The 23,472-nt window shown below is 72.4% G+C and carries 26 protein-coding genes and 1 riboswitch; of the genes, 7 read left to right on the forward strand and 19 right to left on the reverse strand.

All coding sequences use genetic code 11. The features are described 5' to 3' along the window. The first annotated feature begins 12 nt into the window (after positions 1 to 12). Positions 13 to 327 (forward strand): ArsR/SmtB family transcription factor, encoded by a 315-nt coding sequence (locus tag HC031_RS15315; RefSeq protein WP_420813638.1) that lies wholly within the window; start codon positions 13 to 15, stop codon positions 325 to 327. Beyond that, positions 324 to 716: a transcriptional repressor gene (locus HC031_RS15320; RefSeq protein WP_167925968.1), complete on the forward strand. Its 393-nt coding sequence runs from the start codon at positions 324 to 326 to the stop codon at positions 714 to 716. Before HC031_RS15315 ends, HC031_RS15320 begins: the two co-directional genes overlap by 4 nt. Here HC031_RS15320 and HC031_RS15325 read toward each other — a convergent pair. The 4 genes from HC031_RS15325 to HC031_RS15340 form a co-directional block, all read right to left on the reverse strand. Beyond that, positions 713 to 2,668, reverse strand: coding sequence for an acyl-CoA dehydrogenase family protein (locus tag HC031_RS15325; protein ID WP_167925969.1), 1,956 nt, complete (start codon positions 2,666 to 2,668; stop codon positions 713 to 715). The two genes, HC031_RS15320 and HC031_RS15325, sit on opposite strands and share 4 nt — an antisense overlap. Before the next feature lie 89 nt (positions 2,669 to 2,757). Further along, on the reverse strand, positions 2,758 to 3,582 hold the full coding sequence (locus tag HC031_RS15330) for an alpha/beta fold hydrolase (RefSeq protein ID WP_167925970.1): 825 nt from the start codon (positions 3,580 to 3,582) through the stop codon (positions 2,758 to 2,760). Position 3,583: 1 nt separating this feature from the next. Next, entirely contained in the window at positions 3,584 to 4,285 is a 702-nt protein-coding gene (locus HC031_RS15335; RefSeq protein WP_167925971.1) for a TIGR03943 family putative permease subunit, read from the reverse strand. Continuing rightward, positions 4,282 to 5,277 (reverse strand): permease, encoded by a 996-nt coding sequence (locus HC031_RS15340; RefSeq protein WP_338090671.1) that lies wholly within the window; start codon positions 5,275 to 5,277, stop codon positions 4,282 to 4,284. Before HC031_RS15340 ends, HC031_RS15335 begins: the two co-directional genes overlap by 4 nt. A 146-nt stretch (positions 5,278 to 5,423) precedes the next feature. After that, positions 5,424 to 5,527: riboswitch (TPP riboswitch) on the forward strand. 77 nt (positions 5,528 to 5,604) lie between these two features. Between HC031_RS15340 and HC031_RS15345 the strand changes: the two genes are divergently transcribed. From HC031_RS15345 to HC031_RS15355, 3 genes are read left to right on the forward strand one after another with little or no spacing between them, the layout of a single operon-like run. Continuing rightward, the gene (locus HC031_RS15345) at positions 5,605 to 6,177 is read left to right on the forward strand and encodes an ECF transporter S component (protein WP_167925972.1); all 573 of its coding nucleotides are present in this window, start codon (positions 5,605 to 5,607) and stop codon (positions 6,175 to 6,177) included. Then, the gene (locus HC031_RS15350) at positions 6,174 to 7,637 is read left to right on the forward strand and encodes an ABC transporter ATP-binding protein (protein ID WP_167926034.1); all 1,464 of its coding nucleotides are present in this window, start codon (positions 6,174 to 6,176) and stop codon (positions 7,635 to 7,637) included. Before HC031_RS15345 ends, HC031_RS15350 begins: the two co-directional genes overlap by 4 nt. Further along, the gene (locus HC031_RS15355; protein ID WP_167925973.1) at positions 7,634 to 8,431 is read left to right on the forward strand and encodes an energy-coupling factor transporter transmembrane component T family protein; all 798 of its coding nucleotides are present in this window, start codon (positions 7,634 to 7,636) and stop codon (positions 8,429 to 8,431) included. The genes HC031_RS15350 and HC031_RS15355 overlap by 4 nt, the downstream gene beginning before the upstream one ends. 4 nt (positions 8,432 to 8,435) lie before the next feature. On the opposite strand, the gene HC031_RS15360 is transcribed toward HC031_RS15355, so the two are convergent. The 13 genes from HC031_RS15360 to HC031_RS15420 all read right to left on the reverse strand — a co-directional run bounded on the left by HC031_RS15360 (position 8,436) and on the right by HC031_RS15420 (position 19,553). After that, the gene (locus HC031_RS15360) at positions 8,436 to 9,248 is read right to left on the reverse strand and encodes an isoprenyl transferase (RefSeq protein ID WP_338090680.1); all 813 of its coding nucleotides are present in this window, start codon (positions 9,246 to 9,248) and stop codon (positions 8,436 to 8,438) included. Between the two features lie 13 nt (positions 9,249 to 9,261). Further along, positions 9,262 to 10,008, reverse strand: coding sequence for a DNA repair protein RecO (recO, locus tag HC031_RS15365; RefSeq protein WP_205862794.1), 747 nt, complete (start codon positions 10,006 to 10,008; stop codon positions 9,262 to 9,264). Positions 10,009 to 10,079: 71 nt separating this feature from the next. Beyond that, a complete protein-coding gene (locus HC031_RS15370) occupies positions 10,080 to 10,841 on the reverse strand; it encodes a hypothetical protein (protein ID WP_167925976.1) in 762 nt (253 codons plus the stop codon). Beyond that, complete coding sequence (locus tag HC031_RS15375; protein WP_167925977.1) at positions 10,838 to 11,533, reverse strand: calcium-binding protein; 696 nt, start codon at positions 11,531 to 11,533, stop codon at positions 10,838 to 10,840. The genes HC031_RS15370 and HC031_RS15375 overlap by 4 nt, the downstream gene beginning before the upstream one ends. Then, positions 11,526 to 12,110 carry a signal peptidase I gene (locus tag HC031_RS15380; RefSeq protein ID WP_167925978.1) on the reverse strand — a complete coding sequence of 195 codons (585 nt, stop codon included), beginning with the start codon at positions 12,108 to 12,110 and terminating at the stop codon, positions 11,526 to 11,528. The genes HC031_RS15375 and HC031_RS15380 overlap by 8 nt, the downstream gene beginning before the upstream one ends. An 82-nt stretch (positions 12,111 to 12,192) precedes the next feature. Then, entirely contained in the window at positions 12,193 to 12,897 is a 705-nt protein-coding gene (locus HC031_RS15385) for a SipW-dependent-type signal peptide-containing protein (protein ID WP_167925979.1), read from the reverse strand. A 230-nt stretch (positions 12,898 to 13,127) separates the two neighbouring features. Further along, on the reverse strand, positions 13,128 to 13,775 hold the full coding sequence (locus HC031_RS15390) for a response regulator transcription factor (RefSeq protein WP_167925980.1): 648 nt from the start codon (positions 13,773 to 13,775) through the stop codon (positions 13,128 to 13,130). Continuing rightward, entirely contained in the window at positions 13,772 to 15,343 is a 1,572-nt protein-coding gene (locus HC031_RS34390; protein WP_167925981.1) for an ATP-binding protein, read from the reverse strand. The genes HC031_RS15390 and HC031_RS34390 overlap by 4 nt, the downstream gene beginning before the upstream one ends. A 98-nt stretch (positions 15,344 to 15,441) precedes the next feature. Further along, positions 15,442 to 16,323 (reverse strand): GTPase Era, encoded by an 882-nt coding sequence (gene era, locus HC031_RS15400; protein WP_167925982.1) that lies wholly within the window; start codon positions 16,321 to 16,323, stop codon positions 15,442 to 15,444. 27 nt (positions 16,324 to 16,350) lie between these two features. Continuing rightward, on the reverse strand, positions 16,351 to 16,692 hold the full coding sequence (locus tag HC031_RS15405; RefSeq protein ID WP_167925983.1) for a cytidine deaminase: 342 nt from the start codon (positions 16,690 to 16,692) through the stop codon (positions 16,351 to 16,353). Continuing rightward, positions 16,685 to 18,004 carry a hemolysin family protein gene (locus tag HC031_RS15410; protein ID WP_167925984.1) on the reverse strand — a complete coding sequence of 440 codons (1,320 nt, stop codon included), beginning with the start codon at positions 18,002 to 18,004 and terminating at the stop codon, positions 16,685 to 16,687. Before HC031_RS15410 ends, HC031_RS15405 begins: the two co-directional genes overlap by 8 nt. After that, positions 18,004 to 18,468, reverse strand: a complete 465-nt coding sequence (ybeY, locus tag HC031_RS15415; protein ID WP_167925985.1) for an rRNA maturation RNase YbeY — start codon at positions 18,466 to 18,468, stop codon at positions 18,004 to 18,006. Before ybeY ends, HC031_RS15410 begins: the two co-directional genes overlap by 1 nt. A 14-nt stretch (positions 18,469 to 18,482) precedes the next feature. After that, on the reverse strand, positions 18,483 to 19,553 hold the full coding sequence (locus HC031_RS15420; RefSeq protein ID WP_205862768.1) for a PhoH family protein: 1,071 nt from the start codon (positions 19,551 to 19,553) through the stop codon (positions 18,483 to 18,485). Positions 19,554 to 19,801: 248 nt separating this feature from the next. Here HC031_RS15420 and HC031_RS15425 point away from each other — a divergent pair, with 248 nt between their 5' ends. Next, positions 19,802 to 20,761 (forward strand): YncE family protein, encoded by a 960-nt coding sequence (locus tag HC031_RS15425; protein ID WP_167925986.1) that lies wholly within the window; start codon positions 19,802 to 19,804, stop codon positions 20,759 to 20,761. Between the two features lie 34 nt (positions 20,762 to 20,795). Beyond that, positions 20,796 to 21,533 (forward strand): SDR family NAD(P)-dependent oxidoreductase, encoded by a 738-nt coding sequence (locus tag HC031_RS15430; RefSeq protein WP_167925987.1) that lies wholly within the window; start codon positions 20,796 to 20,798, stop codon positions 21,531 to 21,533. Positions 21,534 to 21,601: 68 nt separating this feature from the next. On the opposite strand, the gene HC031_RS15435 is transcribed toward HC031_RS15430, so the two are convergent. Together HC031_RS15435 and dnaJ are read right to left on the reverse strand one after the other, a co-directional pair. After that, positions 21,602 to 22,312 carry a 16S rRNA (uracil(1498)-N(3))-methyltransferase gene (locus tag HC031_RS15435; RefSeq protein ID WP_167925988.1) on the reverse strand — a complete coding sequence of 237 codons (711 nt, stop codon included), beginning with the start codon at positions 22,310 to 22,312 and terminating at the stop codon, positions 21,602 to 21,604. Next, positions 22,309 to 23,439, reverse strand: coding sequence for a molecular chaperone DnaJ (gene dnaJ, locus HC031_RS15440; protein WP_420813639.1), 1,131 nt, complete (start codon positions 23,437 to 23,439; stop codon positions 22,309 to 22,311). Before dnaJ ends, HC031_RS15435 begins: the two co-directional genes overlap by 4 nt. Positions 23,440 to 23,472: the final 33 nt, after the last annotated feature.

The following is a 23,472-nucleotide window of genomic DNA, read 5'->3' on the forward strand; positions in this document are numbered from 1 at the left end:
ACCGTGACACGCGTGGCAACCGACGGGTACGAGGCCGCGGGAGAGCTGCTCCGCGCGCTCGCCGCGCCGCTGCGCATCGGCATCGTCACCGAGCTGTCCGGCGGCGCCCGCTGCGTGCATGAGCTGGTCGAAGCGCTCGGCGCGCCGCAGCCACTGGTCTCCCAGCATCTACGGGTGTTGCGCGGCGCCGGGATCGTGCGGGGTCTGCGACGAGGGCGGGAGATCGCCTACTCATTGACCGACGAGCACGTGGCGCACATCGTCGCGGATGCCGTCAGCCATAGCCGGGAGGCCCGGGTGGGCATGAACGAAGGCGGTGCGCCGTGACGAACCCGGCACCGCGCAACACGCGGCAGCGCGGCGCGGTCAGCGCGCTGCTGGCCGAGGTCGAAGGCTTCCACAGCGCCCAGGAGCTGCACGCCATGCTGCGCACGCGGGGCGACACCGTGGGCCTGACGACCGTGTACCGGACGCTGATGGCCCTGGCGGACGCCGGCGAGATCGACGTGATGCAGACCCCGAGCGGGGAGAACCTGTACCGGCGCTGCAGCGACGGCCACCATCACCACCTGGTGTGCCGGTCCTGCGGCCGGACCGTCGAGGTGCTCGGTCCGGCCGTGGAGAGCTGGGCGGAGAAGGTGGCCGCGCAGCACGGGTACGCCGACGTGAGCCACACCCTGGAGATCTTCGGTACCTGCCCGGCCTGCAAGGGCTAGGCGCGATCCCGGGGAGCGACCCGGCGGCGTACGTCGGCTACCTCCGAGGGCCCCTGCTGCCACCGCGCGACCCAGTCGCCGTCGTCCGGTGCGGGCACGACGCCCTCTTCGAGCCAGGCGTACCGGCCGGCGACGACCCGCTTGGCCGCGATCACGTCCAGGTCGTCGGTGTTGTCCCAGAGGTCGGTGAAGAGCCGTTCCACCCTCGCCTGAGCCTGCTGGCAGAACAGGTCGGCCAGCTCCAACTCCTCGGCGCGCCCCGAGGTGTGTGCCTTCACGCAGGCGGCGGACATCGCGTACAGCTCCGCGCCGATGTCCACGATGCGGCCGAGGAACGCCTGCTTGCGCTCCATCTTGCCCTGCCAGCGCGCCATGGCGTAGAAGGTCTCCCGCGCCGTCTTGCGCGACGAGCGCTCGACGAACCGCAGGTGCCGGGCGAGCGGCCCGAACGCCGCGTACGCCGACGGCGCCTGGCCGCGGCCGACCACGAGCGTCGGCAACCAGCGGGCGTAGAAGCCGCCGGCGCGGGCTGCTGCCTTGGCCTTGCGTCCGAGCGCCGCCTCCGGGTCGATGATGTCGCCGGCCACCGACAGGTGCGCGTCGACCGCCTCCCGCGCGATGAACAGGTGCATGATCTCGGTCGAGCCCTCGAAGATCCGGTTGATCCGGAGGTCGCGCAGCAACTGCTCGGCCGCGATCGGCCGCTCCCCGCGCGCGGCGAGCGAGTCCGCGGTCTCGTATCCGCGACCGCCCCGGATCTGGACCAGCTCGTCGGCGACCTGCCAGGCCAGCTCGCTGGCGTACAGCTTGGCCAGCGCCGCCTCGATGCGGATGTCGTTGCGGTCGTCGTCGGCCAGCCGGCACGACAGCTCCAGCATGGCCTCCATGCCGTACGCGGAAGCCGCGATGAACGCGATCTTCTTGGCGATGGCCTCGTGCCGGGCGACCGGCAGCCCCCACTGGACGCGCTCGTCGGCCCACTCCCGGGCCACGCCGAGGCACCACTTGGCCGCGCCGACGCACATGGCCGGCAGCGACAGGCGGCCGGTGTTGAGCGTCGTCAGGGCGATCTTGAGCCCCTGCCCCTCGCGGCCGATGACGTTCTCCGCCGGTACCCGCACGTCGTGGAACCGGGTGACGCTGTTTTCCAGGCCGCGCAGCCCCATGAAGGCGTTGCGGCGCTCGACCGTGATACCCGGGGCGTCGCCCTCCACCACGAACGCGGTGATCCCGCCGCGGTGCCCCTCGCTCGGCGGCACCTGGGCCATCACCACGAGCAGGGTCGCGAGCGTGCCGTTGGTGGCCCACAGCTTCACGCCGTTGAGCAGGTAGCCGCCGTCGCCGGTCGGCGTCGCCGTGGTGGACAGCCGGGCCGGGTCGGAGCCGACGTCGGGCTCGGTGAGCAGGAACGCCGAGATCTCACCGGCGGCCAGGCGCGGCAGGAAGCGCTGCTTCTGCTCGTCGGTGCCGAACAGCTTGAGCGGCTGCGGGACGCCGATCGACTGGTGGGCCGACAGCAGCGCGCCGATCGCCGGGCTGGCCGAGCCGGCCAGCATGAGCGCCCGGCAGTAGTCCCAGTGGGACAGCCCGAGCCCGCCGTACTTGGAGTCGATCTTCATGCCGAACGCGCCGAGGTCGGCCAGGCCCGCCAGCACGTCGTCGGGGATCAGGGCGTCGCGCTCGATCTGCGCGCCGTCGACCTTGCTGGTCAGGAACTCGCGCAGGCGCTCGATGAAGTCCGGCGCGCCGGCAGACCGCTCGGTGTCCGACCGCGGTGGTGGATTGATCAGATCAAGCTGGAACCGACCCAGGAACAGCTCCTTGCCGAAGCTGGGCTTGCGCCACTCCGCCTCGCGGGCGGCCTCGGCGACCTGCCTGGCCTGCCGCTCGGAAACCTGGGTCGGACCGCCGTCGGGCGCGTTCGCCGCCGACTGGCTGCGGGTCGTCGTCATGGCCACCCCCTCGCGGGTACGGGAGCCTTGCACGTACCTGACAGGCTACCCGCCGGTATTACCCGCCGGTAGGAGTTCATACACGCAGATCATGACAAGACCCGGTCGAGAACCGCGCCCGCGACCGCCGCCGGAGCCTCGTCGGCCATCCAGTGGCTGACCCCGGTCAGCTCCACGAAGCGGTACTCCCCCGTCACCTCAGCCGCGCACCGGCGCGCCGCGGCCCGGCCGACCGCCACGTCGCCGGTGCTCCACACGTACGTCGTCGGCACGCCCACCCGACCGACGCCGCCGCGCAGGATCCGCACGGCCCGGTACCAGTTGAGCGCCCCGGTGAGCGCGCCCGGCTGGCGCATCGGTTCCACGTACCGGTCGACCGCCGCCGCGTCGAGCCCGGCGTCGGCGAAGATCCCGCGCAGCAGCTTCGCGTCGTCGCGCAGCAGCACCTCCTCGGCCTTCCCCGCACGGCGGAACAGCAGGATGTACCGCGAACGGCGCAGCTGGTCGAAGCTGGTGAGCAGGGCGTGGGCGTACGCCCGCGGGTGCGGCACGGACAGCGCCGTCACGGTCCGCACCCGGTCCGGGTGGCGCGCGGCCAACCCCCAGGCCACGATCGCGCCCCAGTCGTGGCCGACGACGTGGGCGCGGTCGACCCCGAGGGCGTCGAGAACGGCCACGGCGTCGGCGACGCACTCGCCCTGCGCGTACGCCCCGACCGCGGCCGGCCGCGCGCCGGGCGAGTAGCCGCGCTGGTCGGGCGCGATCGTGCGCACGCCGGCGGCGTGCAGCACCGGCGCAACCTCGGCCCACATCGTCGCGTTCTGCGGGAAGCCGTGCAGCAGCAGGACGGGCGTGCCGTCGGCGGGGCCGTCGACGGTCACGTGGAAGCGCAGTCCGCGCGCGTCGATCTCCATGTCAGGACTCGTACTCCTCGGTCGGCGCCGCCACCCGCTCCAGGTCGACGACGTCGAGGTACGGGATGGTCTCGCCGTTGACGTCGTCGGCGACCGACCGGCGGGTGTACCGGCCGGTGACCGCGAGCCACGTATCGGGCTCCAGGTCGGCCGGCACGTCACCGGCGAGGCCCACCTTGACCGGGCGGGCGTCGGCGGCGCAGCAGGACAGGACCATGCGGGCCAGGTACGGTGCGCCGTCGGCGCCCTTGACCACGAAGCCCGTGAGCCGCACCTTCCGGTCACCGAGCGACCGGCCCGCGTCGAACACCGCCCGGCTGGCGTAGTCGAGCACGCCGATCCGTGCCGGGTCGCCGGCCGGCAGCGGCGGGAAGTCCGAAACCCGGGTCAGCGCGGTCCCGGTGCGGTTGGCCGCGTACGAACCGAGCGCCGGCGGGGCGACCAGCAGCAGCGCGAACACCGGCAGGAGGAGCAGCCAGCCGGCCCGCGGCCCGTGCTCGTGGTCGTGCCCGTCCTGGCCCCGGCCGCCGCGGAACTCGTACCGGAGCGTCACGACCGCGGCGAGGACCAGCAGCACCCCGGCGGCGATCAGGAACGGCCGCAGCCCCTGCTTGACGTAGCGCAGGTACAGGTCGGTGAGGCTGCTGCGCAGCACCGCGCCGCCGACCAGCAGCAGCACGACGGCCTGGGCCTGGCGGTTCACCGCAGCACCGCCCCGACCGTGACCGCCACCACGACCGCGAGCCCGAAGGTGGCCGGGGCGAACCGGGTGGCGAACCGCCGGCCGAACGTCCCGGCCTGCATGGCGAACAGCTTCAGATCGATCATCGGCCCGACGACCAGGAAAGCCAGCTTGGCGGTCAGCGAGAAGTCGCGCAGCGAGGCGGCCACGAACGCGTCGGCCTCCGAACAGACGGACAGCACCACCGCCAGCACCGCCAGGGTCAGCACGCCGAGCGCCGGGTCGTGGCCGAGCGCGCGCAGCCACCGCTGCGGCACGAACACGTTGATCGTCGCGGCCGCCATCGCGCCCAGCACGAGGTAGCCACCGGCGTGCATCACGTCGTGCCGGACCGCCGCCCAGAACGCCGCCCACCTGCTCATCCCGTCCAGTTCCGGCCGGTGCGGCAGCCTGATCCACTCCGACCGGCCGAGCGCCAGCCACAGCCAGCCCATCGCGCACGCGGTGATCAGACTCGCCAGCCCCCGCGCCACCACCATCATCGGCCGGCCGGGGAACGCGACCGCCGTGGCGGTCAGCACGATCGGGTTGATCGCGGGGGCGGACAGCAGGAACGCCAGCGCGGCCGCCGGGGTCACCCCGCGCCGTACCAGCGCTCCCGCGATCGGCACCGAGCCGCACTCGCAGCCCGGCAGCACCACCCCGGCCGCGCTGGCGACCGGTACGGCCAGGGCCGGATGCCGCGGCAGCGCCCGGGCGAAGAACGACGCCGGCACGAACACCGCGATCACCGCGGACAGCACCACTCCGAACACCAGGAACGGGATCGCCTGCGTCAGCACCGACACGAAGACGGTGGTCCAGGTCTGCGATCCGGGCGTCGACAACAGCCGGCTCAGCGGCGCCCGGAACACCACGACGAGCACGAGGACGGCCGCGAGGACCTCGACCGAGCCGACCCGGCCGCGCAGCCCGCCCCGGACCGCCGGCTGTGCGCTGTCTCCAGCTGCCACGTGGTGGTCCCTTCTCCTGCCGCGGGGCCGGGCGGACGCCGCCAGCCTACCGGCCGACGGCCCACTTCGGACGACCCTGACCCATCGATAGGGCTACGGGGTCTTACGGCAGGTCAGGGCCGCTGCTAACGTCTATGCCACAACTTCACATCCGACAGGGGAGCGCACAGCGCTGAGAGTGCGGCCACGCCGCAGACCCTTGAACCTGATCTGGGTAATGCCAGCGCAGGAAGCTCGGTCAGACTCCGCGTAGCGCCATGCCCGCCGGGCGGCGGGCATGGCGTGCGTCTTCTCCTGGTTCGCGAGTTTGAACTGGGAGGTATCTCAATGAATTTCCGGTGGCGCACCGTCGACATCGTCGTCGCGTCGGTCATCGCCGTCGCCTTCGGCGTCGTCTTCTGGGCCTGGGACCTGCTCTACAACGGCCCGTTCAAGGCCATCCCGCTGCCCGGCCAGGCCATCCTGTACGGCGTCTGGCTGGTCCCCGCCGTGCTCGGCGCGCTCGTCATCCGCAAGCCGGGTGCCGCCATCTACACCGAACTGGTCGCGGCCGTCATCTCCGCGCTGCTGGGCAACGCCTGGGGCGCCACGGTCGTCCCGGAGGGGCTCCTGGAGGGGCTCGGCGCCGAGATCGTGTTCCTGGTGCTGCTGTACCGCTCGTTCGGCCTGGTCACCTCGCTGATCGCCGGGGCTGCGGCCGGCGCCGCGGCCGGCATCTTCGACGCGTTCGCGTTCTACCCCGGATACTCGTGGGCGAGCTTCCGACTGCCTTACGTCGCGCTCGCCGCGCTGAGCTCACTGGTGATCGCGGGCGGTGGCGGCTGGGCGCTGACCAAGGCCCTCGCCCAGGCCGGCGCGCTGGACCGCTTCCCCTCCGGACGCGAACGGGCGACGGTCTGAGCACGTTAGAGCTTCGCGGCTTCGGCTGGCGCCACGCCGGGCGCAAGGCCTGGGCGGTACGCGGCGTCGACCTGCGCGTCGAGCACGGTGAGCGGGTGCTCCTGCTCGGCCCCTCCGGGGCGGGCAAGAGCACCCTGCTCGCCGCGGCCGCCGGTCTACTGCCTCAGGACTCCGGCGAGCAGGAAGGCCACGTCACCGTCGACGGTCGGGATGCCCGAGCGGCCCGCGACCGGGTCGGCATCGTGTTCCAGGACCCGCAGACCCAGCTCGTGATGGCCCGCGCCGGCGACGACGTCGCGTTCGGCCTGGAGAACCGGGGCGTACCGCCGGCCGAGATCTGGCCCCGGGTCGACGCGGCGCTGACGCGCGTCGGGTTCCCGTACGGGCGCGACCGGCACACCGGCGCACTGTCCGGCGGCGAGCAGCAACGGCTGGCCCTCGCCGGCGTCCTCGCGCTCGCCCCCGGGCTGCTGCTGCTCGACGAGCCGACCGCCAACCTCGACCCGGCCGGCGCGGCGCAGGTCCGCGAGGTGCTCGCCACCCTGGACACCACGGTGGTCCTCGTCGAACACCGCGTCGCCGACGTCGTGCCCCTTGTGGACCGGGTGGTGGTCCTGTCCCCCGGCGGCGGGGTGGTGGCCGACGGCGTACCGGAGACGGTGTTCGCCGAGCACGGCGCCGCGCTCGCGGCACAGGGCGTGTGGGTACCCGGCGTCGCGCCGTCGCAGCGGCGGGCGGGACGCGCACCCGGCGAGGTCGCGCTGTCCGGGCAGGGGCTGACCCGGCGGCACCCCGGAGCCGACCGGGCCGCGCTGTCCGGTGTGGACGTGGAGGTACGCCGGGGTGAGGTGCTCGCCGTCCTCGGCGCCAACGGCTCCGGCAAGTCGACCCTCGCCCTGCTGCTCGGCGGGCTGCTGCGGCCGACCGGCGGGCGGGTCGTGGCAGCCGCCGACCCGGCCGTGCCGCCGCACCGGTGGCGGGCCGCCACGCTCGCCCGCCGGATCGGCTCGGTATTCCAGAACCCCGAGCACCAGTTCGTCACCAACCGGGTACGCGACGAGCTGGCCCTCGGCCCACGGCGGGTCGGCCGGGACCCGGTGCCGATCGTCGACGAGCTGCTCGCCCGGCTGCGCCTGGACCGGCTGGCCGCCGCGAACCCGTACACCCTCTCCGGCGGCGAACAGCGGCGCCTGTCCGTCGCGACGGCGCTGGCGACCGCGCCGGAGGTGCTCGTGTTCGACGAGCCGACCTTCGGCCAGGACCTGCGCACCTGGCGGGAGCTGGTCGATCTGCTGGCCGAGCTGCGCGACGCCGGCCGTGCCATCGTGACGGTCACCCACGACGGCGACCTGGTCGACGCCGTCGCCGACCGGCACGTGCTCCTGTCTCATGATCCTGAAGGATTTTCCGTGCTCCAACACGGAAAATCCTTCAGGATCACGGAGGGGAAGCCGGCATGAGGCTCGCGGAACCCCTCGCCGACACCGACGCTCCCTTGGCCCGGCGCAACCCCACCGCGAAGGTCGCGGCCGGCGTGCTGCTCGCGTTCGCGCTGCTGGCATCGGTCGACCCGGTGGCCCCGGCGGTCGCGATCGGGCTCGAGCTCGCTGGTACGCCGCTGTTCGGCGTCCGGTACCGGGTCCTGGCCCGCAGGTGCTGGCCGCTCCTGGTGAGTGCGGTGGCGGTGTTCGGGTTCACACTGGTCTTCACCACCCACCGAGCCGGCACGGCGCTGCTGCACGTCGGGCCGCTGGCCGTCACCGGCGACACCCTCGTCGCAGCAGCCGGCCTGGCCCTGCGACTCGTCGCCGTGGCGCTGCCCGGGCTCGTCGTGTTCGCCACCACCGACCCGACCGACCTGGCCGACTCGCTCATCCAACAGGTACGCGTACCGCCGCGCTTCGCGATCGGCGCGCTGGCGGCGTTCCGCATGATCCCGCTGCTGGCCGACGAGTGGGAACTGCTGACGCTGGCCCGGCGGGCCCGCGGGATCGACGCCGGACGTAACCCGATCGCCCGGCTGCGGCTGTTCGCCTCGACGGCGTTCGCGCTGCTCGTCGGGGCGATCCGGCGCGGTACCCGGCTCGCGACCGCGATGGACGCCCGCGGCTTCGACACGGGTGTGCCCCGGTCGGTCGCCCGGCCTCAGCGGTTCGGGCTCGCCGACGTGGCGCTGATCGCCGGCGCGCTCGGCGTCGGCGCGGTCGCGATCGGGGCCAGCGTCGTCAGCGGCGCGTTCCGGCCGCTGCTGTGACCGGTCAGGTGGCCAGCGACGCCGCCTCCGGGGACACCGGGTTGGGCAGGGCGCCGCCGTAGCGGCGGTCCCGCTGCGCGTACAGCTCACAGGCGTACCAGAGGTGGCGGCGGTCGAAATCGGGCCACAGGGTGTCGAGCGAGACGAACTCCGCGTACGCGGTCTGCCAGATCATGAAGTTGGAGATGCGCTGCTCGCCGGAGGAGCGGACGAGCAGGTCCACCTCGGGCAGGTCAGGCTCGTCGAGGTAGCGCGCGAAGACCTTCTCGTTGATCTTGTCGGGCTTGAGCCGGCCCGCCGCCACGTCCTCGGCCAGCTTCGCCGCCGCATCGGCGATCTCGGCCCGTCCGCCGTAGTTGACGCACATGGTGAACGTCAGCGCGGTGTTGTGGCGGGTCAGCTGCTCGGCGTACTCCAGCTCGCTGATCACGCTGCGCCACAGCCGGGGCCGGCGCCCCGCCCAGCGCACCCGGATGCCCATCTCGTGGAACTCGTCGCGCCGCCGGTGGATGACGTCGCGGTTGAAGTTCATGAGGAAGCGCACCTCGTCAGGCGAGCGCTTCCAGTTCTCCGTCGAGAACGCGTACGCACTGACGTACTTGATGCCCATCTCCAGCGCGCCCTCGATCACGTCGAAGAGCGCCGCCTCGCCGGCGGTGTGGCCCGCCGTGCGCGGCAGGCCCCGCTGCTTGGCCCACCGTCCGTTGCCGTCCATGATGATCGCCACGTGCTGCGGCACGACCTCCGGCGGCAGGGCCGGCGGGCGCGCCCCGGACGGGTGCGGTGACGGGGGGCGGTAGGCGGTGCTGCGGCGAATCACGCGGGTCCTCTCAGCGTTCGACCAATGGCAGCGAGCGTAGCCCGCGCTCGAGATGCCACTGCAGATGCGCGGCGACCAGGCCGCTGGCCTCCTTGCGCGGGCCGGGGTCGCTCGCATCGGCGACCTCCCAGTCCCCCTCGGTGAGAGCCGTCATCAGCGCGAGCGTGGCCGGCGCGGGGCGGGCGGCGCCGGGCGGGCGGCAGTCGGGGCAGACACAGCCCCCCGCCGGTACGGAGAACGCCCGGTGCTCGCCCTTGGTGCCGCAGACGGCGCACTCCCGCAGCGCCGGGGCCCACCCGGCGATCGCGGCGGCCCGCAGCAGGTACGCGTCGAGCACCAGCGACGTCGGGTGCGAACCGTCGGCCAGGGTCCGCAGCGCGCCGATCGTCAGCAGGTACAGCCGCAGCGACGGGTCGTGCTCGACCGGGGTGAGCCGCTCGGCGGTCTCGGCGATCGCGCTGGCGACGGTGTAGCGGGAGTAGTCGCCCACCAGCCGCTTGCCGTACAGGTCCAGCCCCTCCACCTGGCTGATGACGTGCAGGCTGCGCCCCTCGATCCACTGCACGTCGATGTGACCGAACGGCTCCAGGCGGGCGCCGAACCGCGACGAGGTACGCCGTACTCCCTTCGCGACCGCGCGGATCCGGCCGTGGCGCCGGGTCAGCAGCGTGACGATCCGGTCCGACTCACCCAGCTTCTGCACGCGCAGCACCACCGCTTCGTCGCGGGTGAGCTTGCCACGGAAACCGGTCACCAGACCATCCTGCCTGGTTCCGCCGATCTTGGGGTAGCGGCGCCGGCCTGATCACCCGTGAGAAGCCGGCCTGATCACCCGTGAGAAGGGTCGACGTGCGTGAGCCTGACGCCCCGCCACCGACCGGCGACGAACAGGCCGACCCCTGCCAGCAGCAGGCCGACCCCGGCGGACAACGCGAGCAGCACGGCCGCGGGCAGGCCGGTGACGGGCAGCCAGTTCGGTCCGCCGCCGAGCGGTGAGCCGGGCACCGTCCCGGTCTCCGTGCCGAAGTCACCCTCGAGAGTCAGGTCGAGGGTGAATCCGAGCCGGTCGGTCTGGGTTTCGTTGCCGGACTGGATCGGCAGCCGGACCGCCAGGCGCAGGACGCGCCGTTCATGGGCGGCGAGCAGGGCGCCGGCGACCACGCCGCGCCGGAGACTGGCGAACGCGCCCTGCCAGATCGGCGTGTACGGGCCGGCGGAGTCACGGGCGACGTCGAGGGAGACGACGACCTCGGAGCCGAGCTCACCCTGACCGGGACCGCAGCCGTTGTCGACGAGCCGCTCGGCGCGGGTGCAGCCGTTGTCGTCGTCGCGCACGTCGGTCGCGGTGATGGTCAGCCGGGCCGGCGCGTCGGAGTCGTTGCGCACCGCCACCGTGCCGGCGTCCGACCGCCCGGGCGCGAACCCCGTGGTCTCCAGCAGCGCCGCTCGCGGCCGCCCGGCGAGGTCGCGGGGCGTTTCGACGATCAGGTGGCTGGACGCCGCCGCAGCGGTACCGGCGGCGACACCGGGCCCGACGACCCCCGCCGCGACGAGGACGAACGCGGCGAACAGCGGACGCGGCACGTTCATGGCGTCGGACCGTTCTGCTCGTTGGGGAGCGCGCCGGTGGCGGCGGGCGGGTCGGAGGGCTGCGCTACCGGCGCCGTGCTCTGTGTCGCGGCCGGACCCGGTGGGGGCACCGGGGCCGTTGATGAGGCGGCCGGCGGCACCGCTGACGGCGCATTCGACGGAGCCCCTCCGGACGGCGCTGGTACCGGTGTGCTGCCGACCACCGACCGGGCCACGGGCGCCGGGGCGGGCTGTGGTGCGGGCGCCAGACCCGCGACGTGCCGCGCGTAGAGGCGGAGCGTCACCTCGCATCCGGTGACGGCGGTCGTCGCGGCGCTGACGACGCACACGTCGTGGCCCGGTCCGCCGTCGATCCGTTCGACGCCGGGGCCCGCCACGATGCAGTCGTCGCCGGCGCCACCGCGCAGCACGGTAGCGGCGCCCAGCCCGACGATCAGGTCGTTCTCCGGCCCGCCGGTGAGGGTCTCCGCGTGCTTCGTACCGGTGATGACCGTGGGGTACCGCCTGCCTTCGCAGATCTCGGGTGGCTCCCGCAGCGAACTCCAGGCCTGTGCGGTCACCGTGTTGCCGCGCAGGGTGACGGAGTCGGCGAAGCCGCCGGAGTAACCGCCGGCCGCCGCCACTCCCATCGGAAGCAGCGAACCGGCGACGAGGCAGCAGGCCCCGGCGACCACCAGCGTGTACCTAGACAACGCCGCCCCCGACCTGAGCTTGCGCCCGCGCGCCGTCGGCTGCCGGCCGGTTGGCCGCGGCCCGCCGGTCGCGCCAGGCGCCGACGAGCTGGAACAGCGCGTACCCGATCAGACCGGCGACGGCCACGGACAGCACCGTCGAGCGATTGCCGACCGAGTTCCGGACGAAACCGAGGTAGGGGACGTGGAACCACACCTTGCCACGGATCGCGGTCGACGGTACCGGGTCGATGTCGGCGCCCCGGTTGGCGTCGCCCTTGGTGGTGAAGGTGACCGGGGTGGTCTGCTCGTTGACCGCCACGATCCGGTGGGTGACGTACTCGGCCTTACCCGCGGTCCGCTGGTAGGTCACCACGTCACCGATCCGCAGCGTGCCCGCGTCCACCGGGCGGATGACCACCACCGAGCCGGGCTGGATCGTCGGGGTCATGCTGCCGGTGAGCACGGTCAGCGCCGCGCCGTGGACAGCTCGCGGCAGCACCGCCACGACCGCCAACGCGGCCAGGACCGCGCCGAGAAAGGCGAACAGGAGGGTACGCACGCCCCACCGGGCGGCGATCTGCAGCTTCTTCGTCATCGGACCCTCTCGGGCTTCCTCCGTGGTCGACGGGCACGTCAGCGCGGTGGGCGGGGCCGGACCGGCCCCGCCCACCGATGCGTCAGACCTGGGACAGGTCGAAGCGGATGTCGAACGACAGCGAGTCGCCCTGCGCGACGTTGTCGTTGGCGTTCGCGCCGGACACCTGGTTGCTCGGGTCGTGCGGCCAGTACGCCGACAGGCCGATGCAGACGCCCTCACCGGGAGACAGCACCAGCGGGGAGTTGCTGTTGGGCTCCTTGAGCGTGTACGTCTTCCCGTTGGCGGTGTCGAGGTCGCCCTGGTTGCTCGCCCAGAACGCGTTGTAGCCGCCCTGCCCCGGGTACGTGGCGCAGGTCTTGGAGTCCTTGACCTCCGGGTAGTACGAGCTCTGGACGTTCAGGATGTGCGACAGCTCGCCCTTGTCGTTGGGGTCGCCGCAGGTCGGGTCGGCGACCACCTCGGAGTTGCTGCTGCAGCCGTTCTCCTGGTTCTGCAGGTTGCTGATGGTGATCGAAAGGTTGCCGTCAGGCACGGACTGGCCGTCGTTGCTGGCGATCCAGATCATGCGCTGGCCAGTCATGCCCGGAGCGAGCTTGCCCCAGCTGATCGGCACCGCACCCGTGGTACCGGTCTGGTCGTTCAGGTCGAGCTTGAGGAAGCCCGCACCGATCGAGTTGTTGTTGATGGTGCCGAAGTCCGACCACGCGGCGAGGGTGCTGCCGCCACCGATGAGGCCGATCGCCGCCACCCCGGCGAGCGCTGCCTTGACCAGCTTCTTGTTCACGGTTCTCCTTCTCCCATGGATCACACCCCGCCACCGCGGAACGGTGTGCGCGAGGTGGAGGTACGGCGACGGACCGCCGCAGGGGGAAGCGTGGCGCTGGCCCAGGACCCGGCTCATCGTCAATATTGATGAACCGGGCCCGTGCGGGCGGCGGGAGGGCGGAGAGAAACCGTTGGCACGACAGAAAAACCGGCCGCCCGGAGGAGAAGACCGTCCCGGCGGACGGGTACCTACAGCCAGCCGGCGGTGCGCGCCTTCGCCACGGCGGCCAGCTGCGACTTGACGTCGAGCTTGGTGAGTACGGCGCGCACCTGCGTGCGCACGGTGGCCTCGGACACGAAGCGCTCGCGGGCGATCGCCTCGACGGACTTGCCCTCACCCAGCGCCACCAGGACGTTGCGCTCGCGCTCCGACAGCCGCTGCAGGGGTATGAGCAGCCGCGCCTGCTCCGATCGGTACCGGCGCAGCTCGGTGAGCAGGTCGTCGCGCTCGCCGGGGGCCAGCACGGGCTGCCCCGCCGCAGCGACCAGGGCGCGGTCGAGGAGCGTCTCGAAGGGCGCGGACTTGTGGACGAAACCCACCGCCCCGGCCTCGACCGTCGCCGCGAGCCGGTAGCGGTCGGCGATGCCGCTGACGACCAGTACCACGTTGCCGGCGTCGACCAGCGGGCCGATGAGATCGGTACCGTCACCCAGGCGCCGGCCGAGATCGAGGTCGAGGAGCACGAGGGCGGGTGGGCCGGCTGCGACCTGGGCCAGCAGGCGCTCCCGGCTGTCCAGTTGGGCGATCTCCACGGTGAGCCCCTCGGCCCGCAGCGCCAGCCCGAGGCTCTGCGCGAGCAGCGCATGGTCCTCCACGATGACGACGCGAGCGGTCATCGGCGCCCGCTCTCCGCGCCCGCTGCCGTGGTCAGGCGCTCGCTGGGCGCCACCGGCAAGGTCAGGAAGAACCTCGCACCGCCGCCGCGCCGGCCGTGTACCTCGATCGTGCCGCCCTGTTCGGCCATCAGCCGGCGGGCGACGTACAGTCCGAGGCCGGCTCCCGGAGTGACCTCGCTGCCGGCGCCCCGGGCGCCGCGCGCGAACACCGCCTCCCGTTCCAGGACGGGCACCCCGGGCCCCCGGTCCTCCACCAGTAGGCACAGGTCCGATCCGGACCGCCAGGAGCGGATCGCCACGTCGCTGCCGGGTGCGTACCGGCGGGTGTTGACCAGCAGTTGCTGCACGACGGTCGCGAGGTCCGCCGGACGGCCGTACCCGCGGACGGGCGTCAGGGTCGGCTCGATCACCAGCCCGTTCTCCCTCTCGGTGGTGATGACGGGCGCCAGGGCCTCCGCGAGCGTGAACTCCACGATCGGCTTCCCGCTGTCCGCCTCGACGAGGTACTGGAGCCGACCGAGCTCGTCAACGATGGCTTTGAGCAGGTCATGGCGCCGGCCGTGGTCGAGCCGCCCATCGTACCGGTCGAGTGTGCCGGTGGCGGCGCGTAGCGCGGCGACAGCGGAGCGCAGGTCGTGCACCTGCTCCTCGCGTCGCCGCTTCTCGGCGTTCAGGTGGTCCTCGGTCTCGCGCAGCGCGCTGGTGACCGACCGGAGCCGGTTGCCTTCGGTGACGAACACCTCGAACAACCCCCTGGCCGCACCCCCGAGGGCGATGGCCGCCGCGCCCACCTGCAGCGTCGCGGCACAGGTCAACCACGCCTGCCCGGCGAGGACGGAAACGGCGCGGGTGACGCCCGCGGCGGCCACCAGCCCGACCCAGGCGGCGGTCCACCCGTGTACGGGCCGCTGCCGGTCCGTACACGTGCGCAGGTGGCTGATCGCGACCGCGCTCCACGCAGCGGCCATCCCGAGCTCCACCAGCACCGCCATGCCGGCCGGCGGATCCAGGTCCAGTTGAGCGAACTGATGCAGGCAGACGAAGACGACGTCGAGCGACAGCGCGGGCGCGAGGACCACCCCGGAGACGAACCAGGGCCGGAGCCCGGCGTCCACCGCCGGCGCCCGCACGGCCAGGCAGAGCAGGGCGATCGTCGCGCCCGTCGCGACCAGCCGGGTCAGCGGGGTCAGCTCCACCGCGAACTCCGTGCGGTAGATGAGCTCCGCGGCGAGGTCACGGGGAAAGCCGAGGCTGCCGAAGACGACGAGCGCCGCGCCGTCGAAGGCGGCCGTCCCCTCGCCGGTCAGGCGCCACCGCGCCATCCGGGCCAGTCCCGCCGCGAAGAACATCGCGACGGCCACCGACCGGATCACGTGACCGACGTTGTAGAGCGCCGACGGCTCACCGGCGACCGCGGCGAAGATCAGAACGCCGACGCCGACGCCCCCGACAACGGCAAATGTCCGGACTATCGCCCCTCGACTGATCTGTTCGCCGTCGGCCTTTATGGCGGCCTGCGGGCTGTTTTCCTCGTAATATTCCCCTGCATGGATTCGATATCCATCCACGACCGCGAGTCTGCCCGCTGCGGTCCGCGTACCGGCAGGTACGCTTCGGCGGGCCTCAGGGCCGTACGTCCAAAATCACCATCGGTCGCCCGGTCACCTTAAAAGCCCAGCTTGCGCAGCTGTTTCGGGTCGCGCTGCCAGTCCTTGGCCACCCGTACGTGCAGGTCCAGATAGACCCGGGCGCCCAGCAGCTCCTCGATCTGGGCCCGGGCCCGGCTGCCGACCTCCTTGAGCCGGCCGCCGCCCGCGCCGATCACGATCGCCTTCTGGCTCGGGCGCTCCACGTAGATGTCGGCGTACACCTTGGTGACCCGTTCCTCCGGGATCACCTCCTCCACCAGCACCGCGATGGAGTGCGGCAGCTCCTCACGGACGCCTTCGAGGGCCGACTCCCGGATCATCTCGGCCATGAGCACGTGCTCCGGCTCGTCAGTGATCATGTGATCGGGGTAGAGCTGCGGCGACTCGGGCAGGTAGCGCGCCATCACGTCGGTGAGGACATCGACCTGCTCACCGGAGACCGCGCTGACCGGCACGATCTCGGCGAACTCCCCCAGCTCGCCGACCTGCGCCAGCTGACGCGCGAGCCGCGCCCGGTCGACCAGGTCGATCTTGGTGACAACGGCGATGACGGTCGCCTTGAGCGAGCCGATCTCGCCGGCGATGAACCGGTCGCCCCGGCCGATCTCCTCGTTCGCCGGCAGGCACAGGCCGATCACGTCGACCTCGCTCCACGTCTCCCGTACGAGGTCGTTGAGCCGCTCACCGAGCAGCGTGCGCGGCCGGTGCAGCCCCGGCGTGTCGACCAGGACGAGCTGGGAGTCCGGGCGGTGCACCACGCCGCGGACGACGTGCCGGGTGGTCTGCGGCCGGTTGGACGTGATGGCGATCTTCTGGCCGACCAGCGCGTTGGTCAGCGTGGACTTACCGGCGTTCGGCCGCCCCACGAAGCAGGCGAAGCCCGCACGGTACTCGCTCACTCTTCCTCCGCTACTCGGTGACGGCCGCTACTCGGTGACGGCGCCGAGCACGGTGCCGTCGGGGGCGGCGAGGTAGACCGGCGCATCCACGGCCAGATCACGCACTGTAGCGAGTCCGGCGCCGTCGAGCGTGGACGCCTCGGTGACCACGGCCGCCGCCTCCAGCTTGGCCGCCCCGGCCGACACCGCGTTGGCCACCGCGAGCTGGAGCGCCGTGAGCGTGAGCGACGGCAGGACGATGCTCGCCGCGGCGTACGTGCGGCCGTCGCCGTCGCGTACGGCCGCGCCTTCAACGGCCCCGGTGCGCGCCCGCGCCGCTCGGGCGAGCGTGACCAGCTTGGCGTCCTCGGGGGTGAGCTGTTCAGACATCGGCTGGCTGCCTCTCCTCGTGTCGATCCGGCTCCGCCGCCCGGTCTGCGTCCTCGATGCGGCGTACGAGCACCGTATCGATCCGGTTCCGGCGGCCGGTCGTGCCCTCCGCGATCAGCCGCAGGCCCGCCACGTCGGCGCCCGAACCCGGGATCGGCACCCGGCCCAGCGCCTGCGCGAGCAGGCCGGCGACCGTCTCCACCTCGTCGGTCGGCAGTTCGGTGTCGAACAGCTCGCCCAGGTCCTCGATCGGTAGCCGGGCGGTGACCCGGATGGCGCCGTCCGGCAGGCGCTCGACCGGCGGGCGCTCGGCCACGTCGTACTCGTCGGTGATCTCGCCGACGATCTCCTCGAGGATGTCCTCGATCGTGACGAGGCCCGCGGTGCCGCCGTACTCGTCGACCACGACGGCGATGTGGGTGCGCGCGGACTGCATCTCGCGCAGCAGGTCGTCGACCGGCTTGGACTCGGGCACGTACGTCGCGCCGCGCATCACCTCGGAGACCGGCCGCTCGGCCGCCGCCGGGTCGCTGCCGGCGGTGCGCCGCACGAGATCCTTGAGGTAGACGATGCCCAGGACGTCGTCGACGTTCTCGCCGATCACCGGCATGCGGGAGAAGCCGCTGCGCATCGCCAGCGCCAGGGCCTGGCGCAGCGTCTTGTGCGACTCGATCCACACCATCTCGGTACGCGGCACCATGACCTCGCGCGCGATCGTATGGCCCAGTTCGAACACCGAGTGGATCATCTCGCGTTCGCCGTGCTCCACCACGCCCCGCTGCTCGGCGAGGTCGACCAGCTCACGCAGCTCCACGGTGGTCGCGAACGGACCCTCCCGGTATCCGCGACCCGGCGTGACCAGGTTGCCGATGCCGATCAGCAGCGAGGCGAGCGGACCGAGCGCCCGCCCCAGCCAGCGCACCAGCGGCGCGGTGATCCGGCCCACCCGGTACGCGTGCTGCCGGCCGATCGTCCGTGGCCCCACCCCGACCACGACGTAGCTGACCAGCGTCATGGAGCCGGCGGTGATGAGCGCCGCGCGCCAGCCGGGCCCCAGCTCGTGGGCCAGCACCAGCGCGACGATCGTGGTGGCGGTCAGCTCACAGGCCAGTCGCAGCAGGAGGAGCAGGTTGATGTGGCGCGGCGCGTCGGAGGCGACCGCGTGGAGAGTGCGGGCACCCCGGACACCCTCGCGCGCCATCTCGGCCGCCCGCGCCGGCGACACGGCGCCGAGGGCGGCGTCGGTCATCGCGAAGATGCCCGCCAGCACCACCAGGCACACCGCGGTGACGACGAGAGTGACCGGATGCATCACTGTTTCCCGGCGGCGCGCCAGCTTTCGAGCAGCCGGGCCTGGAGTCCGAACATCTCGCGCTCCTCGTCCGGCTCGGCGTGGTCGTACCCGAGAAGGTGCAGCGCGCCGTGCACGGTCAGCAGCGCCAGTTCGTCCGCGGTGCTGTGCCCGGCCCCGGACGCCTGCCTGGCGGCGACCTCCGGGCAGAGGACGATGTCGCCGAGCAGCGCCGGCTCGTTGCCCGACTCGCCGGGGCCGTGGTCGACGCTCCCCTCGTCCATCGGGAAGGCGAGCACGTCGGTCGGCCCCTCACCGTCCATCCACCGATGGTTGAGCTCGGTCATGTACTCCACGTCGACGAGCAGGATCGACAGCTCGGCGAGCGGGTTGACACCCATCTCGTCGAGCGCGTGCCGCGCGACGGCGAGGATTTCGTCGGAGTCGACCTCGACTCCGGACTCGTTGGCGATCTCGATGGACATTCGACCTCAAGGGTTCAGCGTCGCCGGCCGGAGCGGCCTTGAGCAGCGCGGTTGGGCACGGCGTGGACATTACCGTCAGCCTGCTGGGCGGCGTCGTAACGCGCGTACGCGTCGACGATGTCGGTGACCAGCCGGTGGCGCACCACGTCGGTGCTGCCCAGCTGGGCGAAGTGCACGTCCTCGAGGCCCTCGAGGATGTCGCGGACGACCCGCAGGCCGCTCGTGGTGCCGCCGGGCAGGTCGACCTGGGTGACGTCACCGGTCACCACGATCTTGGAACCGAAGCCGAGCCGGGTCAGGAACATCTTCATCTGCTCGGGCGTCGTGTTCTGCGCCTCGTCGAGGATGATGAACGCGTCGTTGAGCGTACGGCCGCGCATGTACGCCAGCGGCGCCACCTCGATCGTGCCCGCCTGCATCAGCCGCGGGATCGACTCGGGGTCGATCATGTCGTGCAGCGCGTCGTAGAGCGGGCGCAGGTACGGGTCGATCTTCTCGTAGAGCGTCCCCGGCAGGAAGCCCAGCCGCTCCCCCGCCTCCACGGCGGGGCGGGTCAGAATGATCCGGTTGACCTGCTTGGCCTGGAGCGACTGCACAGCCTTCGCCATCGCCAGGTAGGTCTTACCGGTGCCGGCCGGGCCGATGCCGAAGACGATCGTGTGCTGGTCTATCGCGTCGACGTAGCGCTTCTGGCCCAGGGTCTTGGGCCGGATCGTACGACCGCGTCGGGACAGGATGTTGAGTGTGAGAACCTCGGCGGGTCGTTCGGCGGTGCCCTCTTCCAGCATGCCTACGGTCCGCCGAACAGCGTCAGCGGTCAGTGTCTCGCCTTTCTCGATCAGCTCGAGCAGCTCCGCGAAGATGCGCTCGGCCAGCGCGTTGTCGGCAGGGGCACCCGTAATGGTGATCTCGTTTCCCCGCACGTGCACGTCACTTGCGACTGAGCGTTCGACCAGGCGGAGCAGCTCGTCACGGGTGCCGAGCAACCGGACCATCGTGTGCGGGTCCTCGACCGTGATCTTCGTCTGCGCCCGCAGATGCTCGGCGGGCGCACCGCTCACCGCGGGGGAAGGAATCTGCGTCATAGGTCGGCCTACGGGCCTTACGACACCTGCTCTCGCGCTCTGCGGCGCGTTGCTGGCACGCCGCGCCTGAAGCTGTCTGGGTACTCCATGGTATCGGGCGATCCCGACGACGGCTCACGCGATTTACCCCGTGCGTACTTGTTCACGCTGGAGGGATACACCGTTATGCATGTGCACCCGCACGGCCGGTAAAGAACTGGTGAACAAGACTCTTGTGAATAGGCCCGCGTGCCGGTAGACCTGTCCCGGTGAAGGTCCGCCCCGCCTTATCCGTCGCCCTGCTGGCCATGGTCGCCGCATGTGCGCCGGACAGTTCTGATGCACATCCGGTCACCTCCCAGACCCGGAGCGCGCACGGGTCGGTGGGCACCATCGTCGAGACGCTCCCGGTAGCCGACGGGGCGAACGCGATGGCGTTCGACGGCCGGTACCTCTGGGTCGCCGGTGCCGGCGGCGCGGTCAGCCAGGTCGACACCACGATCGGCCAGGTGATCCGCACGGTCAAGCTCGGCGGTCACCCCGACGGCGTCACCGTCAGCCCGGAAGGCGTGTGGGTCGCCGACAGCGCCGGCGGCACCGTGACCCGCCTCGACCTCGGCTCCGGCCGGATCCTGGCGACGGTCAAGGTCGGCCCCGCCCCGGTCTCGTTCGCCCAGATCGACCGCGACCTGTGGGTGTTCAGCCAGTCGGACGCGCGGGCCCGCGTGGTCGACCCGCGCGCCGGTCGGGTCTCCCGTACGGTGGGCCTGCCGGGGCCGGCCGGTGGTGACGGTGCCGTCGCCGGGGGCGCGATCTGGATGCCGGACACGCTGGGCACCAGCCAGTCGGTGTGGCGCCTCGACCCCGCCTCCGGGCAGGTCACCACCCAGGTCAAGACCGGTCCGCACCCGGCGGCCATCGTGTTCGGCTTCAGCGCGGCCTGGGTTACCCACGACGAGGGGGTCAGCCGGATCGACCCGACGGCCGGCCGCGAGACGACCCGGGTCGCCAACCTCGGCCACCAGACCTCCGGCATCGCCGTGACCACGGACGCGGTCTGGGTGACCAGCCCCACCGACAACCGGCTGTCGAAGATCGACCCGACGACCAATGCCGCGGTCGCCTCGCTCGACGTGTGCGGCCTGCCCGGCCCGGTCGCCGTCGTGGGCGACGACGTCTGGGTCGCGTGCCGCGACACCGGCATGCTCGTACAGGTGCACCCCGGCTGAACCACCCCCGGCCGGTCGCCTACCGTGGCGGGCCATGAGATCAGTGCTGGTGACAGGTGGCTCGCGCGGCATCGGCCGGGCCGTGGTCCGGGCCTTCGCGGAACACGGCGACCGGGTGGCCATCCACCACCGCGCCTCGGCCGACCTGGCCGAGCGGCTCCGCGCCGAGCTGCCCGGCACCGGCCACCTCGTGGTCTCCGGTGACGTCGCCGACCCGGAAGCCGTCCGGCGCTTCGTCGACGAGGCCGCCGACGCCTTCGGCGGCCTGGACGTCGTCGTCAACAACGCCGCCGTGTTCCCCCGCCACCCGATCACGGAGACGGCGTACGAAGAGTGGCAGGAGGCCTGGCGGCACACGCTCGCGGTCAACCTGGTCGGCCCGGCCAACGTGGCCTGGTGCGCGCTCCGGCACATGCGCCGCGGCGGTCGGATCGTCAACGTGTCGTCGCGCGGGGCGTTCCGCGGCGAGCCCGGGCAGCCCGCGTACGGGGCGAGCAAGGCCGGCCTGAACTCCCTGACGCAGTCCCTGGCCCGGGCTCTCGGGCCGCACGGCATCGCGGTGACGGCCGTGGCGCCCGGCTTCGTCGAGACCGACATGACCAATGAGCATCTGAAGTCGCCGCGCGGCGACGAGATCCGGGCGCAGAGCCCGTTCAACCGGGTCGCGCAGCCCGACGAGATCGCGGCCGCGGTGCGCTACCTCGCCTCACCCGAGGCGGAGTGGGCCAGCGGCGCGGTCCTGGACCTCAACGGGGCCTCTTACCTGCGTTAGTTCCCTGGATCTTGGACACTTAGCGGGCCAATAACCCCGCCAGGTGTCCAAGATCGCCGAAGAGCGGATCACCAACGGCCGAGCCGCACCGACAGCGCGGCGAGCGCGGCCACGCCGGCCGTCGACGTACGCAGCACCTCCGGCCCGAGCCGGACCGCGACCGCGCCGGCCGCCACCAGCGCGGCCAACTCCTCGGGCGCGACGCCACCCTCGGGCCCCACGACGAGCGTCAGCTCGCCGTCCGCCGGCAGGTCGACCTTTGACAGCGGGGTCTCCGCCTCCTCGTGCAGCACCAGAGTCGGCCCCGGACGGCGGGCCAGCGCCGCGGTGCTCAGCGGCGCGGACACCTCCGGTACCCACGGACGGCGAGCCTGCTTGGCCGCCTCGCGGACGGTGGCCCGCCAGCGCTGCAACGGTCGGTCGTCCTTCCAGCGGGCGACCGAGCGCGCGGCCGCCCACGGCACGATCCCGTCGACGCCGACCTCGGTCATCGCCTGCACGGCCAGCTCGCCCCGGTCCCCCTTGGCGATGCCCTGCGCGACGACGAGCCGGGGCGCGGGCGGTGGAACGTACCCGCGGCCGGTGATCGTCACGTCGAGGACGCCGCGGCCGACGGTCGTGACGGTCGCGCTGGCCGTGCCGCCGCGACCATCGCCGAGCAGGAGCTCCTCCCCGACGCGCAGCCGTTGGACCGTCGCGGCGTGGTGCCCCTCGGGGCCGTCGAGCCGGAACTCGTCACCGTCCGGCAGCGCGTCGACGAGGAAGAGCGGAAAGCTCACGCGTGTCCGTTGAAGGCGTCGCGCATCCGCGAGAAGAAGCCGCCCTGCTTGGACAGTTCGGCGACCTCCTCGCCCCGGGAGCGCGCGAACTCGCGCAGGATGCGCTCCTGCTCGGGGTCGAGCTTGGTCGGCGTCCGCACGTCGAGGTGCACGAACAGGTCGCCACGGCCGGCGCCGCGCAGGTGCGGCACGCCCTTGGCGCGGATCCGGAGCGTGGCGCCCGGCTGGGTACCGGCCTTGACGTCGACGTTCTCCTCGCCGTCGAGCGTCTTGATGGTCAGCCGGGTGCCGAGCGCGGCCGCCGTCATCGGCACGGTCACGCGGCAGTGCAGGTCGTCGCCCTTGCGCGAGTACACGTCGTGCGGCCGCTCGTGGATCTCCACGTACAGGTCACCGGGCGGTCCACCGCCGGGCCCGACCTCGCCCTGCTGGGCCAGCCGGATCCGCATGCCGTCCTCGACGCCGGCCGGGATCTTGACGGTCAGCGTGCGCCGGGTGCGGACGCGGCCGTCGCCACCGCAGGTCTGGCAGGGGTGCGGGATGATCGTGCCGTACCCCTGGCAGGCCGCGCACGGCCGGGCGGACACGACCTGACCGAGGAACGTGCGCTGCACCGACTGCACCTCGCCGCGGCCGCCGCAGACGTCGCAGGTGGTGGGGTGGGTGCCGGGCGCGGTCCCCGCGCCGGAGCAGGTGGTGCACAGCACCGCCGTGTCGACGGTGATCGGCGTCTCCACGCCGAAGGCGGTCTCCTGCAGATCCAGCTCCAGCCGCAGGATCGCGTCCGCGCCGGGCCGTACCCGGGGACGCGGCCCGCGGGCGGCGGAGGTGCCGAAGAACGCGTCCATGATGTCCTGGAAACCGACGAACGGGCCGCCCGCGCCGGGGCCGGGGGCGCCGCCACCGGGAGCGAGGGGGTCCCCGCCGAGATCCACGATCTCCCGCTTCGCCGGGTCGGACAGCACCTCGTACGCGGCGTTGATGTCCTTGAACTTCTCCTGCGCCGCCGGGTCCGGATTCACGTCCGGGTGGTACTCGCGCGCCAGCTTCCGGTAGGCGCGCTTGATCTCGTCGGCGGAGGCGTCCCGACGTACACCCAGGATCCCGTAGTAGTCCTTGTTGGCCACGTGCGTCCTTATGCCCTCGCTCTTTGCGCCTTC

It is taken from the genome of Planosporangium thailandense (assembly GCF_011947195.1).
Lineage (GTDB): Bacteria > Actinomycetota > Actinomycetes > Mycobacteriales > Micromonosporaceae > Planosporangium > Planosporangium thailandense.